The following is a 16,454-nucleotide window of genomic DNA, read 5'->3' on the forward strand; positions in this document are numbered from 1 at the left end:
TAATTGCACAGTAATGAAAATTACTTTTACCAGTGGGTAATAATTGTTATTCCAAACAGGAATGCTGACGGTATAGCTAGGTTCTGCAGTAAACTATTAAGGACTTAAAACAGATAGGTAATTGTAGTGCTTCAAGATCGCGCCGGACAAATGACAATATTTCATACTCTTGTAAAAAGTGGCAATTTCACTATTGCTGCGCAAAAACTCGGGGTATCAACATCGCATGTAAGTAAACAGCTGGGTTTATTAGAAGCAGAGCTGCAGGTGAAATTAGTGCAGCGAACAACACGTAGCTTTACTTTGACCGATGAAGGTATTGAATACGCGAAATATTGTGAGCAGTTAGTCTCAGCGGTGTTAGATGCTGATGCGATGATGGCAAATATTCGTGATGAGGTATCAGGTACTTTACGCTTAGGCTTATCTCAATCTTTTGGCACAATGCATATTATCCCTGCAATAGAGCATCTTCGCCGACAATTTCCTGATCTTCATGTTGAAGTCAGCTTATTTGATCATCGTGCAAATATGGTCGATGAAGGGCTGGATTTATGGATCACCAATATCGAAAATATTCCTGAAGGTTACGTAGCGCAACGATTAGCGGATACCCGTTTTATTGTTGCGGCATCTCCTGAATATCTTATTCACCACCCAGCACCTAATCATCCTAGTGATTTGCAGGATCACAACTGTCTGGTTTATCAAAATAGACAAATAAATCACGGCACCTGGTCATTTTTACGCGATCAAGAAGGCTTATGTGTCACAGTATCAGGAAATTATCGGGTTGATTTAGCGGAAGCGGTTCGTGATGCATGTGTGTCTGGTTGGGGGATTGCCTATCTTGCAACGTATCTTTTAACGGATGAATTCAAAACCGGAAAGCTGATTCAATTACTTAATGATTGGGAAGCCAATCAGGGCATGCACTTTTATGCGGTGTACCCAAGCCGTAAGCATCTGCCTAAAAAGATCGTCGCTGCTATTAGTTTTTTTAAGCATTATATTGGTGAAACGCCGTATTGGGATGAAAATCTCTCAAATTATGTCAACCTGTAAGCATGCAGAGTAATCTTGCACCATTGCCACTATCGTAAAATTGGTTCTGTTATAAAGTCTTATCAACATACCAATAATGTTAAATACTGATCGAGGAGATAATGAAATGACAAAGTCTCATGGAATTAAAATCGAAATTGATAACAACGGTGATGAGTTTTTTGTTGAATTAAAAGCGACTGGTAAATTAACCCATCAAGATTATCAGCTAATTACACCTGAAATTGATGATGCATTAGCCGATGTCGATAAACCCATTGTTGATGTGTATTTTGATGGTACTGAGTGTGATGGTTGGGATATACATGCAGCTTGGGATGATCTAAAGCTAGGCTTAAAACATGGTAAGCAATTTCGTAAAGTAGCGTTATATGGCAATAAACATTGGCAAGAAGTTGGCGCAAAAGTAGGGAATTGGTTTTTATCCGGTGAAGTGCGTTATTTTGATAACTCAATCGATGCATTAAATTGGTTAAAAGAAGAATAGTTGCAGCAAAATATTGTAAGTGGTGCGTAGAATATTGCCACCACTTATTACGGTGTTAATTTCATAACAAGATCGAGTTTTGTTTTCGTTTCAGTATATAATCACATCACTATTGGAATGATGATAAGTTTTAGCCCTTCGTAGGCTTAACGCTTAAATACAATGAAACAGGATGAAACAGATCGGTTTATGAATAAGACATTGCTTGCGAGCGTATTACTTAGTGCTCTTTTTTCTTCAACAACTTTTGCCGCAGAAGAATTATCAACAGAAAATTCAGCTTATACCCCGAGTGAGCCGCTAGTTTTAGAGCCTGTGGTTGCCACACCTGAAAATGGCTTATCACCAATTGAAGATGAAGTGCCAAAATTTGATGACACAATGCACTATTTCGTAGGGTTAACAGGTGGAATGGCTGATATGAGCTTTTCTCTTGTTCATGCAACGTCTTCTTCAGATAAGGTGTCTGCACCTTCACCTGACGCAAGCGGTTTTGCTGGCGCTGATATCGGTTTTTATACTGCTGGTGGTAATGGAAGAATTTACTATAGTTACCAGAAAATGAGTGGTGAATCTGAGTTTGATAATAAAAAGATCGCCGATACTGACGTCACTCTTCATTTATTAAGTGCAGATTATATCTTCCGAGCAGATAAAGCGATTAACCCATTTGTGGGTGCGCATGTGGGTTATATGATTGCTGAAACAACCAGCGAAAAATATGGTTCTTATAAGCAATCAAACCCTGTGCTTGGTATTCAAGCGGGTGTTGCTTGGCGAATTTCTGACCATTTCACGACAGAAATTGGTGCCCGTCACACCGCGAGTCAACGTAAAGATCAGAATTATTGGTCTGGTTCAAAAGTTGATCCTACAGAAATCGTATATCCAAATACTCAATCTGATCTAAAGAGTATTACGACGTTCTACATCTCAGCGAACTACCGTTTCTAGTTCTTCTTAAAAGACGGGTATTAATGAGAGCAGTGATGATAATCATCGCTGCTTTTTTATATCTTGTATTTACTGATTTTGCTTGTTTACTCATTGCGTCAGCAGCGTATAATGCATTCCCCTAGAAACGACAACCATTATCAATAAGGACTTCACTTTGAAGCTATTTGTCAGAGATCTCACTGTAATTGATGCGTCATACCTATGTACCGATCGCGGTATGGTTGGCGAAAGTTGGATTCTTGATGTGGTGATGTCGGGCGAGTTAAATGAAATGAGCATGGTGCTTGATTTCAGTCGTGTTAAGAAACAGATCAAACAATTAGTTGATCAATATGTTGATCACCGTTTAATTGTGCCTGCTAAATCTCCAGCAATTCACACTGCCGCGACTAAAACGGGCTATGCGACAGTCGATCTTCTGCGAGAAGATAAAAGTATTCACTTACATTGTCCTGAGCAGGCTTTCTGCTTTATTGATGCAGAGACAGTAACGATTGAAAGCGTGACTGAGCATGTTTACCACGTGCTAAAAGACAATCTACCTAAGAATGTACAAGGTCTTGAAATAACACTTCGTCACGAAGCCATTCAAGGTGCTTTTTATCATTACAGTCACGGTTTGAAAAAACATGATGGTAACTGTCAACGCATTGCACACGGTCACCGTTCTCCGATTGAGCTTATTGTTAATGGCGAGCGCAATGCTGAACTAGAGAAGCAATGGGCGAAGCGTTGGCAAGATATTTACTTAGGCTCAGAAGAAGATGTATGCAGTGTCAACGAACTGAATTTAAGTGAGTGTGCCAAATCGGTATCGGATGAAACCCACTATGGTTTCCGCTACACCGCACCACAAGGTGAGTTTGAACTGGCGATTGCTCGTTCAGAAACAGAAATGTTAGCCACCGATACCACTGTTGAATTACTTGCCAGTTATATTGCTGAAAAGGTTAAACCAAGTTTATCTGCTGCTGATTGCCTTGATGTTGTTGCCTACGAAGGGGTAGGTAAAGGAGCCATGGCAACCTTGTAATCGCGTTACATTACGCAATAAAAAAGCCTAACTTACTGAGTATTACTATATTAAAAGTGATACTAGCAATGTTAGGCTTTTTTTGTGCCTAATTTTTCAGCGCTAAACATTAAAAAATGAGACTAACGCCACTTTTTATAGCTTAAGTCTCTAAAAAATCAATATTTTATTAGTAGACTGAAGGTAGACGTCGTAACGAGAGGGATCGATTATGTCAGTTAAACCTCTAACCAGTGACAAGCTGTATCGCGTATCAGCGCTAAACGGATTGAGTGATGAGTGTAAGTCAACCAAACACCTTACACCATTAGATGAAATAGTAGGACAAGAGCGAGCACAACAAGCGGTTGAGTTTGCGATGTCGATTAAGGAAAAAGGTTACAATATCTATGCGATAGGTCGTAATGGATTAGGTAAACGCACCATGGTGATGCGCTACTTAAATCGTCACGATCCTAATGGTAACGCCAATACATTGTATGACTGGTGTTATGTTTCAAACTTTGATGATACCCGTTGCCCTAAGGTGCTAAAGCTACCTGCAGGTCAAGGTAGTGCATTTAAAAAAGATATTGAACAGCTCATGAAGCGCTTAGTAAAAGCGTTTCCAATGGCATTTGATAATGAGCTTTATATTAGCCGAGCTGAAAAGTTAAAAACACAATTAGCGCAGAAACAAGAAAATGCGTTAATGACAATGAAAAAGGGCGCAGAAGAGCGAGGTGTTGGCTTAACCATTACTACCCAAGGTGATTATCAGCTGGTGGCGATGAATGGTGAAGAGCCGCATACCGAAGATTCATTTGCTGAATTAAGTGATAAAGAACAACAAACGTTTGAAGAGACGATCAATGATCTTGAAGTTGAGCTGCGTGGTATTGTTCGTCAGTTAACGGAATGGGAAGAAAAGTACTCGGATAAGCAGCAAAAGCTTGATGAGGATATTGCCAAAGATGTGACTGCGCATTGCATTAAAGATCTGAAAGCGAAATACAGTAAGCTGCCTGAGATTAAAGCTTACTTATCAGCAATGTATAACGATATTCTAGAAAATATTGATATTTTCTTAGAAGAAAGTGAAGAGCAAGTCGCATTAGCTTATGCATCGTTAGACAAGAAAATGCCGCGACGTTACCAAATCAATGTACTTGTTCATCAAGATGTTGATCGTAAGTTTCCTATCGAGGTTGAAGAGAGCCCAAACTACCACTCTATTTTTGGCTATGTTGAAAATGCGACGTTCAAAGGAACCGTCTTTACTGATTTCTCTTTGATCCGTGCAGGTAGTTTACACCGCGCTAATGGTGGCGTGTTAATGATGGATGCGGTAAAAGTTTTAGAGCGCCCTTATGTTTGGGATGGTTTAAAACGTGCACTGCGTGCGCAAAAGTTGAATTTAAGTTCACTTGAGCGAGAAGTGACATTGTCTGGCACCATTTCATTAGAGCCAGAGCCGATCCCATTGAATGTAAAATTGATTTTGTTTGGTGATTATCAAACCTATCAGTTACTACAACATTACGATCCAGAGTTTAAAGAGCTATTTCGTGTCACAGCAGATTTTGAAGATGATATGCCGCGAACAGATACCTCTGAAGAGCAATATGCTCGCTTTATTGCCAGTATCGTTCATGATGGCGATATGCTCCATTGTGATCGAAAAGCGATAGCAAGGATCATTGAATACAGCTCTCGCCAAGCGGATGATCAGCATAAGCTGTCATTACATTCTGCTGATATTGCGAACTTACTACGTGAGACTAATTACGTTGCGAAATCATCTAACGCGACCATGATCCGCAGTAGCCATGTTGAGCAGGCATTACAAAATCAAGAGCAGCGTGTGAGTCGCTTAAAAGATCATGTGATGCAAAGCTTTGTTACAGGGACGACTCTCATCGATGTTGATCATCAAGCCATCGGACAGGTTAATGCATTATCTGTGATAGCAACGTCTGATTATCGATTTGGGGCACCAAGCCGAATAACTGCAACTACAGCGTACGGTAGTGGTGAAGTATTTGATATTGAACGTAGTGCTGAACTGGGCGGAAGTATTCACTCGAAAGGTGTGATGATTCTCTCGGCATATCTAGCATCAGTATTTGGTAAAACAGCGAAGATCCCATTAACAACACATCTTACCTTTGAGCAATCTTACGGTGGTGTAGATGGGGACAGTGCATCAATGGCTGAAGTATGTGCGATTGTTTCGGCTTTCTCTGGTTTACCGCTACGTCAGGATATCGCCATCACAGGTTCGATGAACCAATTTGGTGAAGCGCAGCCGATTGGCGGGGTGAATGAGAAGATTGAAGGTTTCTTTGATGTATGTGCGATCAAAGGAAGAACCGCTAATCAAGGGGTGATCATTCCACAATCTAACGTACATAACTTAATGTTACGCAAAGATATTGTAGAAGCAGTAGAAAAAGGTGAGTTCCATATTTGGGCGATTGACCATGTTTCTCAAGCCATTGAGATCTTCACCGGTAAACAAACGGGGACGGATGCAGAGCAAGGCATATATCCAAATGATACTGTCTTTGGTATTGCGCAAACTAAGCTAAATGCATTAAGGCGATAATTACTTTATCTCTTGTTGCCGCTTATCAATGTAAAATAAAAGCCGCATATATTGACTCTGTTGAGTTGAACATATGCGGCTTTTTTATCGTGATAAATCACGTTTGATTATTTTTGCGGCTCCAATTTGAGTTTTTCACAATGTTCATTCACTTCATCGAAATGACGTAGTGTCTTTTCACTCGGTTGTTCACCTTTAAGGCTGACAATAACCAGTGCTGCTGATGATAAAATAAAGGCGGGTATGATTTCATAGACGCTAAATAAGGTTGAGTTCGGCCAAGCAGCATGTGCAGCTATCCAAGCAATAACGACTCCTGCACCAACAACCATACATGCGATAGCACCGTGGGCGCTACAACGACGCCAAAATAGCGAGAATAATACAACAGGTCCAAACGCAGCACCCATGCCAGCCCAAGCGTGTCCAACAATAGATAAAATCGTGCTTTGTGGGTTACTAGCAAAAATCATCGCGACTAACGAAACAGCAACAACAGATAAACGTCCAAGGACAACTTGTGATTTCTCGCTCAGTTTGATGCTGAAAAAGTGAGTGATATCTTCTGTTATCGCACTCGATGAGGCTAATAACTGAGCCGCAACAGAACTCATTACGGCAGACAATACAGCGGCAATAAGGATTGCAGCGATCCATGTTGGGAATAAGCCTTTCGCAAGCTCTAAGAATATCATTTCATTATCAAAGTGATGAGCGGCGCCAGAGTAGTACATTGCGCCAGTAATACCAACTGCAAATGCGCCAACTAAAGAGACAATCATCCAACTCATACAAATTTTACGAGCAATACTCATACCTTTGACATCCCCAATTGCCATAAAGCGAACCAGAATGTGTGGTTGCCCAAAGTAACCTAATCCCCATGCCAGTAATGAGAACACGCCAATAGCGCTCGTATTTTCACTAATAACGGAAAAATAATGGGTCGGTAATACATCAGGTGCAATGGCTGGATCCAGGTTATACCAAGTTACGACTGGCGTAATGATGAGTGCAAAGAACATCAATGAACCTTGGAAAAAATCGACCCAGTTAACGGCTAAGAATCCACCTATCGCGGTATAAACCATTAAGAATATGGCTCCAATCCAAACTGCGGTAGTGTAAGGAATATCAAATAAAGTTTGAATTAAGAAAGCACCACTAACAAAACCCGCAGCAGCATAAAGAGTAAAGAACGTGAGTATAACGACAGCAGTCATAAAGCGAAGGGTGCGGTTACCACTACCAAATCGCGTATCAAAATAAGAGGGAATAGTTATCGCATCGCCGACGTTTTCGGTATAAATACGTAACTTTTTTGCTACAAAGCGCCAGTTTAACCATGCACCAATGGTTAAACCAATAGGTAACCAAATTTGATCTAAGCCTGAAACAAAAACTGCACCGGGAAGGCCGAGTAATAGCCAACCACTCATATCAGATGCACCAGCCCCGAGTGCAGTCACACCAGGGCTTAAACTACGACCACCAAGAACATAATCTGAATTACCTTCCGTCTTTCTTGCTGCGAAAATACCTATAGCAAAAATAATGCAAAAATAGATCGCGAGAACGACATAATAAGTAAACATTGAATTTCCTGTATTGCTTTACCTGTAAAGCCAGCCAATTAATTGGTTTGGGTGTTAGGAGTACAAGTACATTTATTTTTTGTTTTATTTAGATAGCTCAGAAATAATTATTTCATAGTTTTAGAATCTGACTAACCCGTATAGACACTGTAATAAAGTGCTTCATTCCAAATAAAACATGAAGATTGCTCTGCTAAATAAAATACGGGTAAAAAATGTGTTATACAAATAAATAACCCCATTTTGGTTATAAAGTGAACTATTTTGTGTAAGATTTTATAAAAGTATGTATAAATGTGTATAGGTTTAAGGTGAAGGGGGTGATGATTGAAAATTATTCATCGTTATTATAATCGATTATTTATCTGTAGCATTGAGTATAAATAAACGAATAAGGTTGAATTTATTGATACCATTATTTTAGTTATTAAAACTATAACTAAAAACGATTGTTTTAATAGACATTAAATTTATTCCGCTAATTTAAAGGTATGCCTGTGGTTTATTTCCACAGACATTTTTTATGTAAAACTAACTTCAGCATTCGCAATAATTGTAGAAGAACAAGCAAGAATATAGCCTTGTTCGATTTCTTCTTTTGTTAGTGGCTCATTTTATGCTGACGGCATCGTCTGTTTCCTGCCATCTATCAATACAAATTAATGGGATGGGTGTTTGTCCAGTTAGCTAACATATATAAGCTCTTATAAGATAAAAAACGCCCCCTCATTGATATCTATATCAATGAGGGGGAGGTAAAAATGTTACGCGTTAAGGATTGTTTTTAGATCGTTTTCAACGGTTGTGATTGGGCGCATGTCAAATTTATCTTGGATAATTGCAAGTAGGTTATCGGTCAAAAAGGCAGGGGCGGTTGGGCCGGTATAAATGCCTTTAACACCTAGCGCAAATAGCGTTAGTAAAATCACAATGGCTTTTTGTTCAAACCAAGACAATACCAGAGTGAGTGGTAGCTCATTGATGCCACAGTCAAACTCTTTAGCCAATGCCAAAGCAAGTTGAATAGCAGAATACGCATCATTGCATTGGCCAACATCAAGTAGGCGAGGAATACCATTAATGTTACCAAATTGGTTTTTATTAAAGCGGTATTTGCCACATGCAAGCGTTAGAATTACCGAGTCTTCAGGCGCTTGAGCAGTAAAATCGGTGTAGTAACTGCGTTCCGACTTATCGCCGTCACAACCACCAACAAGGAAAAAGTGACTAATATTACCTTTTTTTACTTCATCAATTACAGCAGGTGCTGCACTCATAAGCGCATTGCGGCCAAAACCAATCGTGATCATATGTTCGATTTCATTATGTTTGAAACCTTCTAATGCGAGTGCACAATCAATCGCTTGGCTAAAATCATCACCGTCAATATGTTCAACGCCAGGCCAGCCAACAATACTACGGGTAAATAAACGATCAGCATATTGACCGACATTAGGGTTAAGTAAGCAGTTTGACGTCATCACAATAGCACCAGGGAAGTTGGCAAACTCTTTTTGTTGATTTTGCCAAGCACTACCGAAGTTACCGACTAAATGCGGATACTTTTTTAGTTCTGGGTAACTATGAGCAGGTAGCATTTCGCCGTTTGTATAAACGTTAATACCTTTACCTTCTGTTTGCTGAAGGATTTTTTCTAAATCATGTAAATCATGACCAGAAACTAAAATGCATTTACCTTGTACAGGTTTTACGTTTACTTGCGTTGGCTCAGGGTGACCAAAAGTTGTTGTCTCGCCGGTATCGAGCATTTCCATTATGGTGTAATTCATCAAGCCAATACGCATTGAACAATCTAATAATTGATTAAGATCGGTAGGATCTGTACCTAACCACGCCATGATTTGATGGTATTCTGCGTAAACATTATCATTGGTTTGCCCTAAAACACGTGCATGCTCTAAATATGCCGCTGCACCTTTTAAGCCATACAAGCATAATAAACGTAGACCAATCACATCTTCATGTAGGGTATCGTGACCCCGGTTAACGGCAACTTGCGGAGCAATAGCCAGAATTTCAGCCGCTGATAGTGGTAATTCAAATTGAGCAACAGCGGGTAATACAGGTAAAGCTTCTGCTTGTAATGTTGAAGCTGTGATAACAAGATCTTTTAATTGAGCCTTATAACTTTGCGCTTGCTCTGCAAGTTCAATGACACGGGCAGGATCAAAGTTAACATTCGTTAGTGTGGCGAAAAATGCACGTGGTGCCCATTGATTAATTTCATCATTAATAATGTCAAAACGTTTAGCCAACTCTGCCCAATAAGATACCCCCTGTAGGGTATAAACAAGTACATCTTGTAGATCTGAAACTTCTGCTGTTTTACCACACATACCAGCAGCAAATGCGCAGCCTTTTACCTGTGAGGTTTGAATCGTTTGTTCACATTGAATACAGAACATGGAAAATCTCCAGCATTAGTTTATATAGTTATAAATGACAAGGTTGTCGTATTACTAATACTGATAGCACTAACCGTGCCATGTTTAAATTATTGAATTTTAATGAAAAATTAAATATTATTTAGATGTTGATGTAATAAAAACATCGATCACTGTTGTTATTATTACATCAGAAAACATTAGGTCTGATTAATGGATATTAAATTTTTTACCCATCCGGTAAAGATTGCCACGATCCATTTGCAAGAATTGCGCGGTTTTTGACCAGTTTTTATCCATTTTGTTATAACTATGGCTGATCAAATGCTTTTGATAATCTTCAACCAATTCACGCATCGGTTGTGATTGTTGTGGGAAAAGTGATGATGTGTTTTTTACATCATCGATTGTGGCGGCGTTATCAAAATAGTGCTCTGTGATTGTTTGCTCACCATGTTGAATTGCTCGTAATGCCGCACGCGTTAAGCTGTGTTCTAATTCTCGAATATTACCCGGCCATAATTGCTTCTCAAGTAGAGCAAGTGTTTTAGGGTGAATATGGAGATTGGGTACATTAAATTGTTGGCGTACTTTTTCTAATAAATAGCCTGCAAGCACAGGAATGTCGCTCAGTCGCTGGCGCAGTGGTGGGACAAATATTGGGAAGACATTAAGACGATGGTACAAATCGGCTCTAAAATTACCGTTTTCTATTTCCTGCTCTAAATGACGATTAGTAGCGGCAATAATGCGAACATCAACATGATGATGACGATCACTCCCGACACGTTGTACGTCACCTTGCTGTAATACGCGAAGTAATTTTGCTTGTAGCGACAGTGGTAATTCACCTATTTCATCTAAAAAAAGGGTACCACTGTCAGCAAGTTCAAATTTGCCGGCTCGATGGCTATTCGCGCCTGTAAATGCGCCTTTGACATGTCCAAATAACTCACTCTCTGCGAGGTTTTCTGGTAGTGCGGCACAATTTACATAGATCATAGCTTTATCTGCACGATGGGACTGAGCATGAATAGCGTGTGCGACAAGCTCTTTACCCGTACCTGTTTCACCACTGATCAACACAGCATAATTGGATTGGGCAACCGTTGATATATTGGTTTTGAGTGCATCCATCTCGGAGCTAAATCCAATCATCTCGTTGTGTTGAGATCGTGCTTGTTGGATCAAGGTTTCATTGAGTGACTTTTGTTTTTTATTCTGTAATTTCAGTGCATTGAATTGGGCAATATTACGGACAGTAGCAGCAGCAAGAGCAGCAAATGTTTCTATCGCAAGGTTATCGATATCATCAAATGCACCCACCGCCAAAGAATCTAAGCTCAAAACCCCCACTAATTGTTCATCAACATACAAACTACACCCTAAGCAGTCGTGAACGTTTATTTCTGTATCAACATTAATTAATAAGCCATCAAACGGATCGGGAAGGGGCGAGTCAGCGTCAAAGCGTACAGGTGTTTTACTCGCCATAATTTTAGCTAAGCGAGGGTGAGAGCTTGGTAAAAAACGTCGCCCTAATACGGCAGACGATAACCCTTTAACGGCGACAGGGGTAAGAAAACCGTGTTGATCAAGAACAAATAGAGCGCAAGCATCACAAGGAAAGACTTGTTCTACACCATCAATTAAAGATTGGTAATGATGATCACTGGCCAGTCGAGTACTGAGGTTAAGGGCAATATTTAGCAGTGCAGCGTCGATATTTGATTGCATAAATAGAATATCTATATGTCGTTTTGATTATCTGTTGTCTTTATTACAACAAAATAGAGATCGTTAAGGCTTAATCTAGAACAACAAATTAGCTCATAAGATGTATTTTATATAAATGTTTATTTTTTGAACGGAATTGTCGATAGGGCAAAAGTTTTTTTAGTTACTATTTACATGAAAAAAAACGCCAAAAAAATAACGAACTATCATCTGTAGTGATTGATTTGTGACGCTAATTTTGAATGGAAATCATAGTTTGGATTGTTAGTAGGAATAAAATCTATTTGGTACTTATTTTTAAAAAAGCAATTTTTTATAATCAAATTATCTTACTGACGACAAATATTATCGAGTTTTTCATGATCCGCGCTTATGCTTACTTATCTAAAAAGTATCCATTGATACATAAAGTTAACATTTTATTTGTCTTTTCAATTATTATTTTATGCACTTATCAATTACTCGAAAATAGTAAGATTGAATACTCGCTAGGATTGGTCTTGATTCTGTTTCCTCTTTTTATCTTTGCTAAAGCCTCAACCTATAAAAGCAAATATTTAGGCGATAAATAAAATGATGGCGTAGTGAGTAAAAAAAGACCCAGTTATCTGGGTCTTTTTAGTTTTGATGATTACTTACCTTGCCAAATGCGTTCACATTCAGCAGAACCATTGGCTGCGATGGGCTTTTCAAATAGCCATTGCAATGGTGCTACTACAGGGCTAGTCGTAAAGCGCACTGATGTTTTTATAATAGCGGACAGTGGTACATCAAAATGGAATTTATTAAAGGTACCATGAACATCAACCGGTGTTTGTAAGCTGAAAATCTGAGCTTTTTTCGATTTTGGCGATAAATACAGATTAAAATCACGATTTTTATAACTTGCATTAAAAGCACCATGGACTTGAATACGGGAAGTATCAAGTAATAAATCACGTTGCGTCATGTTGCCATTTTTGACATTAAAGCCACCGGCTACGCAATTTAATACGGAATGATCTTTAGTCACAAATTTAGGTAATACAGCATCGGCTAAACTTACCGCCCATAAATCTATTAAGTTAGCTTGGAAAGCTTTAGGCCAAGCCGCAAAACCGATAAAACCGTTAGCGTTATTCATTAGGCTATCTGGAGTATTGGCTAGACTATTAAGATTAAATTCAAAGCTGATCTTACCGTTCATATCGGTTTTTGGATCGATTCGACGAGCAATAATACCGTAGTCAAAGTTCTTCACTAATCCATTAAGATGGATATCAAACAGCGCTTTTTGTGCTTTAACCGAGCCTTTAATATCAATATTTCCGCCTGGTAATTTAATGTGCAGCGGGTTTAAACTCAGTAAACCATTATGTAATGTCCAGTCTAATTTTCCGGCACCTAACCAGTCTTTACCTGAGCGTACTTCACCGACATTGAGTTTGAAATTAGCATTTAGTTTATTTAAACCTTCAGGGCTAAGAACAGGTACGGGTTTATCGACTGTTTTTGCTGGTGTTGTTTTCTCTTTGCTGTCTTTAGGTAGCCATGCTTGCCAATTTTTAACTTTAAAATCGTTAATTTGAATGAACGGCGCGCGAAGATCTAATGATACGGTAGGGCGATCTTGGCCTTTCATTGGTGGTAAGAAATCACCTTTACCTTGTAATTTACTGCTCCCAACCTGAACCAGCATATTACGTAAATGGTAGCCGACTTTATCGGTTGAAAGGGATGCAGCAACCGTCACAGGGCCATACGGTGGTAGCTCAAGACCGGTAAACGCATTAAAGCGATCTAAGTTAGGCGTTGTTGCCTTAAAGGTTAAATTTAACTTTTGTGGATTAATCGGTAGCGATACATTCGATTCTGCATTAAGTGCAATATCACCCACATTAGCCGTTAAGGTAACAGGCACCGATTTACGTCCATCATTGGCTTGTTTCAGTGATACAGAATCAATCTCAATGTTAACGGGCTTATTTGCAGCTTGGCCTGAAATAGTTAAGTGAGTTGCGGTATCAGGACCTGTAATAAACTTACCCTGACGAAGTGCGACATTAAAGGCTTTGCCTGTGTAAGTATCTGCAACACGCAGTTTACCGCCGTTTAATTGTGCCTCGACTTTAGCCTGTTCCATTAACTCAAGCACAGTACGACCTGATAACGACAAAGATAATTTAGCGCTGTCGAGTGTCATACCAAGATCATTGGTTACATTGAACTGTTTTAATATTTGACCAACATTCGGCTTATCCACCCCTAGATGGAGTTGAGATTGGATAGCGTTATTATTGATATCCAGTGAAATATCACCTTGATACAAACTTCCCGCATAGCGAGCACTAAAAGGGGCGGGTTTTAATTTACCGTCACGTAATTGACCACTAAATTGGGTGTCATCAATTTGTTGATTTGCCCACAGCATTTTATTGATGCCAAGTTTGACATCAGCATCGGCAATCACGACTTTATTGCTAAGTAACGGCATATCAAGATTGACACCTTGAGTTGGCACTGTTTGCTCAACGGTTGGTACTTTTTTGCGATCAACAAATTGCCCTAGCTGATTGAAATTTAGGGTATTAAATTGCGCATTAAGGGTTAAAAATGGCGTTTTAGTATTTTGCTTCCATTTAAAATCGACCTTACCTTGGCTTTGCATTAACGCCATCGTGGGGATATTTAATGTTAGCCAATCACCGGTATTGGTGAGTTTTCCTTTGAAATCGATTTTGCCATGCATCGATGCACGTGTACCCAGCCATGGGCTTAGTTTGCCTACATCCTTGCTGTGTACGGTTAGGTTTAACCAACTGCCTTTTTGCCAATTAGTTTTTACAAATTCGCCTTGTGCTTTTATGTCAACAACAGGGCTGGAAAAGTGCAGTGATGGCATCCAATTATGGTGGTTAATAATATCGGATAGTGTGCCTGCTTTAGCTGTGATCTTAACAGGGATATCCATGATCTTACCTTGGATGTCAGAGCTAAAGGGTTGCTCCATACCAGAGGTTAGTGCGGCTTTATCAATGGCAAAAGAGGCTTTGGCACCCCAATCAATATGCGCTTTATCAATATTCAGCGCGAGCTGGCTATTATCAATCCAGTCTTGAAGTTTAGTGCCTTGAGTCGTCAGTTGTAGTTGAGCCTTATCAAGATGCCCTTTGGCATGTGGGATCCCTGAGATCCAACCTGCCATTTCACCTAATTGGGAGTCTTTAGCGCCTAATTTCACATCAACGGTTGATGTCCATTGGGTAGCATCAATATCAGCCGTGCCACGAAATGGCACATCGGCAATATTGGCAGTCATTGGGGCGTGAAGTTTACCTTTATCGCCTTCCACTTTAAGCGAGATATTATTAACAGGTGTACCTAAGCCTTTGATCTCATCAACGGATAGATCAAGGTGGGTTTCTGTTTTAACCAGCCATTGATCTAGCGCTTTTTGTAGGGGCGATTGTTGAGGGGCTGCCGCTGCATAACCGACACCGTACATAACCGGAGGCTGGGGTTGTAACCATGGACGCAGATCGATTAACGGAATATTTAGCTTACCGTTAATATGATTAAGATCTTTGGCGTTTTGAGCCAATGAAATATCAAGGAAACCTTTAGCAGACGTGATAGGGCTCGTTAGCGCGATATCAGCCAGTGAAATGCCTTTGCTAGACGCCGTAATTTGGGTTGTTAGTGACATTGGTGCGGCATGACGCAAATCAATATCAAGCAGGGATTCAAGCTGCGCGGTATCAACCCAATCAAGTTTTACGTTGGCTGTTGACGGCGTACTACTGTGGAATGGATGAATATCTGCATCAATATTGAGTTTCGCCCCAGCAAAGCTGCCTGTTGCGTCTAATTTACCTTGCTGCTCATTGATCAGGGATTCTAAATCACCGGCCAGTGAAACATCATATTCATTGCCCATGGCATTACCTTTCGCTTGTAATAGCCATTTATCCGGTTTGGTTAACGATAATTGATCTAAATATACGTTGGCATACTGTCCGGTATGTTGATCTAAATAATCAACCGATACTTTTTCCGCTCGAATATTATTGCTCAGTGCCAGTTTAAACGGTGTTGATTGAGTGGTTTCTTTCGGTTTTTCACTGGTTTGCTCGGCAAACACCCAGTTCGCTTTGCCTTGATTATCTTTTGATAGGTGTAATGAAATATCTTTGAGATCCAGATAGTCAATCTTTAGGGTATGAGATAAAAGAGGCAAAACAGAAATTTTTGCACCAATGTAGCCTGATTTCAGCATCGGCTCCCATTTCATTGCTTTAGTATTGGCAACGGTGACATCGCTTAACTCAATTTCAGGGCTAAATGATAGGGTCAGTGACATGTCACCACCAATGGTTGTTTCACGATCTAAAGTAGAACTTAACCATTGGTTGATATCATGCCGGTGGTCAGCTAAATCGATCTTAACCCCATAAGCGAGTACCCCAGTTGCGGCAATGATAGGGGTGAGTATGGCAATAGAAGTCCACTTCGCCACTTGTTTTAGTTTGTTTTTCTTTGGTGGCTGAACCGGATTATCCTGTTTTTCAGAGGATGAGTCCGTCTCAGCTGGAATGTGTGATTGCGTCAT

The 16,454-nt window shown here is 39.8% G+C and carries 9 protein-coding genes; 5 read left to right on the top strand and 4 right to left on the bottom strand.

Annotated elements, in window-relative coordinates; translation table 11 throughout:
• The first annotated feature begins 126 nt into the window (after positions 1 to 126).
• The 5 genes from C9J42_RS04820 (at position 127) to C9J42_RS04840 (ending at position 6,129) form a co-directional block, all read left to right on the top strand.
• Complete coding sequence (locus C9J42_RS04820; RefSeq protein ID WP_107206785.1) at positions 127 to 1,065, top strand: LysR family transcriptional regulator; 939 nt, start codon at positions 127 to 129, stop codon at positions 1,063 to 1,065.
• A gap of 106 nt (positions 1,066 to 1,171) precedes the next feature.
• The gene (locus C9J42_RS04825) at positions 1,172 to 1,552 is read left to right on the top strand and encodes an STAS/SEC14 domain-containing protein (RefSeq protein WP_045083064.1); all 381 of its coding nucleotides are present in this window, start codon (positions 1,172 to 1,174) and stop codon (positions 1,550 to 1,552) included.
• Between the two features lie 189 nt (positions 1,553 to 1,741).
• Positions 1,742 to 2,506, top strand: a complete 765-nt coding sequence (locus tag C9J42_RS04830) for an outer membrane beta-barrel protein (protein WP_233217693.1) — start codon at positions 1,742 to 1,744, stop codon at positions 2,504 to 2,506.
• 157 nt (positions 2,507 to 2,663) lie between these two features.
• Complete coding sequence (locus tag C9J42_RS04835; protein ID WP_107261936.1) at positions 2,664 to 3,542, top strand: 6-carboxytetrahydropterin synthase; 879 nt, start codon at positions 2,664 to 2,666, stop codon at positions 3,540 to 3,542.
• 211 nt (positions 3,543 to 3,753) lie between these two features.
• Entirely contained in the window at positions 3,754 to 6,129 is a 2,376-nt protein-coding gene (locus C9J42_RS04840) for a Lon protease family protein (protein ID WP_107206781.1), read from the top strand.
• A 107-nt stretch (positions 6,130 to 6,236) separates the two neighbouring features.
• Here C9J42_RS04840 and putP read toward each other — a convergent pair whose 3' ends face one another.
• The 4 genes from putP to C9J42_RS04865 form a co-directional block, all read right to left on the bottom strand.
• Complete coding sequence (gene putP, locus C9J42_RS04845; RefSeq protein WP_107206780.1) at positions 6,237 to 7,724, bottom strand: sodium/proline symporter PutP; 1,488 nt, start codon at positions 7,722 to 7,724, stop codon at positions 6,237 to 6,239.
• A 764-nt stretch (positions 7,725 to 8,488) separates the two neighbouring features.
• Positions 8,489 to 10,150, bottom strand: coding sequence for a hydroxylamine reductase (gene hcp / locus C9J42_RS04850; protein WP_107301718.1), 1,662 nt, complete (start codon positions 10,148 to 10,150; stop codon positions 8,489 to 8,491).
• Positions 10,151 to 10,339: 189 nt separating this feature from the next.
• Positions 10,340 to 11,866, bottom strand: a complete 1,527-nt coding sequence (gene norR / locus C9J42_RS04855) for a nitric oxide reductase transcriptional regulator NorR (RefSeq protein WP_107301719.1) — start codon at positions 11,864 to 11,866, stop codon at positions 10,340 to 10,342.
• Between the two features lie 631 nt (positions 11,867 to 12,497).
• Positions 12,498 to 16,454 carry an AsmA family protein gene (locus tag C9J42_RS04865; protein ID WP_107301720.1) on the bottom strand — a complete coding sequence of 1,319 codons (3,957 nt, stop codon included), beginning with the start codon at positions 16,452 to 16,454 and terminating at the stop codon, positions 12,498 to 12,500.

The sequence above is a fragment of the Photobacterium sp. GB-56 genome, from assembly GCF_003026105.1.
Lineage (GTDB): Bacteria > Pseudomonadota > Gammaproteobacteria > Enterobacterales > Vibrionaceae > Photobacterium.

Excerpts from the sequence above, each read along its gene's own strand:
- C9J42_RS04825 (WP_045083064.1), top strand. The coding sequence starts at position 1,172 with ATGACAAAGTCTCATGGAATTAAAATCGAAATTGATAACAACGGTGAT.
- C9J42_RS04830 (WP_233217693.1), top strand. The coding sequence starts at position 1,742 with ATGAATAAGACATTGCTTGCGAGCGTATTACTTAGTGCTCTTTTTTCT.
- C9J42_RS04840 (WP_107206781.1), top strand. The coding sequence starts at position 3,754 with ATGTCAGTTAAACCTCTAACCAGTGACAAGCTGTATCGCGTATCAGCG.
- putP (WP_107206780.1), bottom strand. The coding sequence starts at position 7,724 with ATGTTTACTTATTATGTCGTTCTCGCGATCTATTTTTGCATTATTTTT.
- hcp (WP_107301718.1), bottom strand. The coding sequence starts at position 10,150 with ATGTTCTGTATTCAATGTGAACAAACGATTCAAACCTCACAGGTAAAA.
- norR (WP_107301719.1), bottom strand. The coding sequence starts at position 11,866 with ATGCAATCAAATATCGACGCTGCACTGCTAAATATTGCCCTTAACCTC.
- C9J42_RS04865 (WP_107301720.1), bottom strand. The coding sequence starts at position 16,454 with ATGACGCAATCACACATTCCAGCTGAGACGGACTCATCCTCTGAAAAA.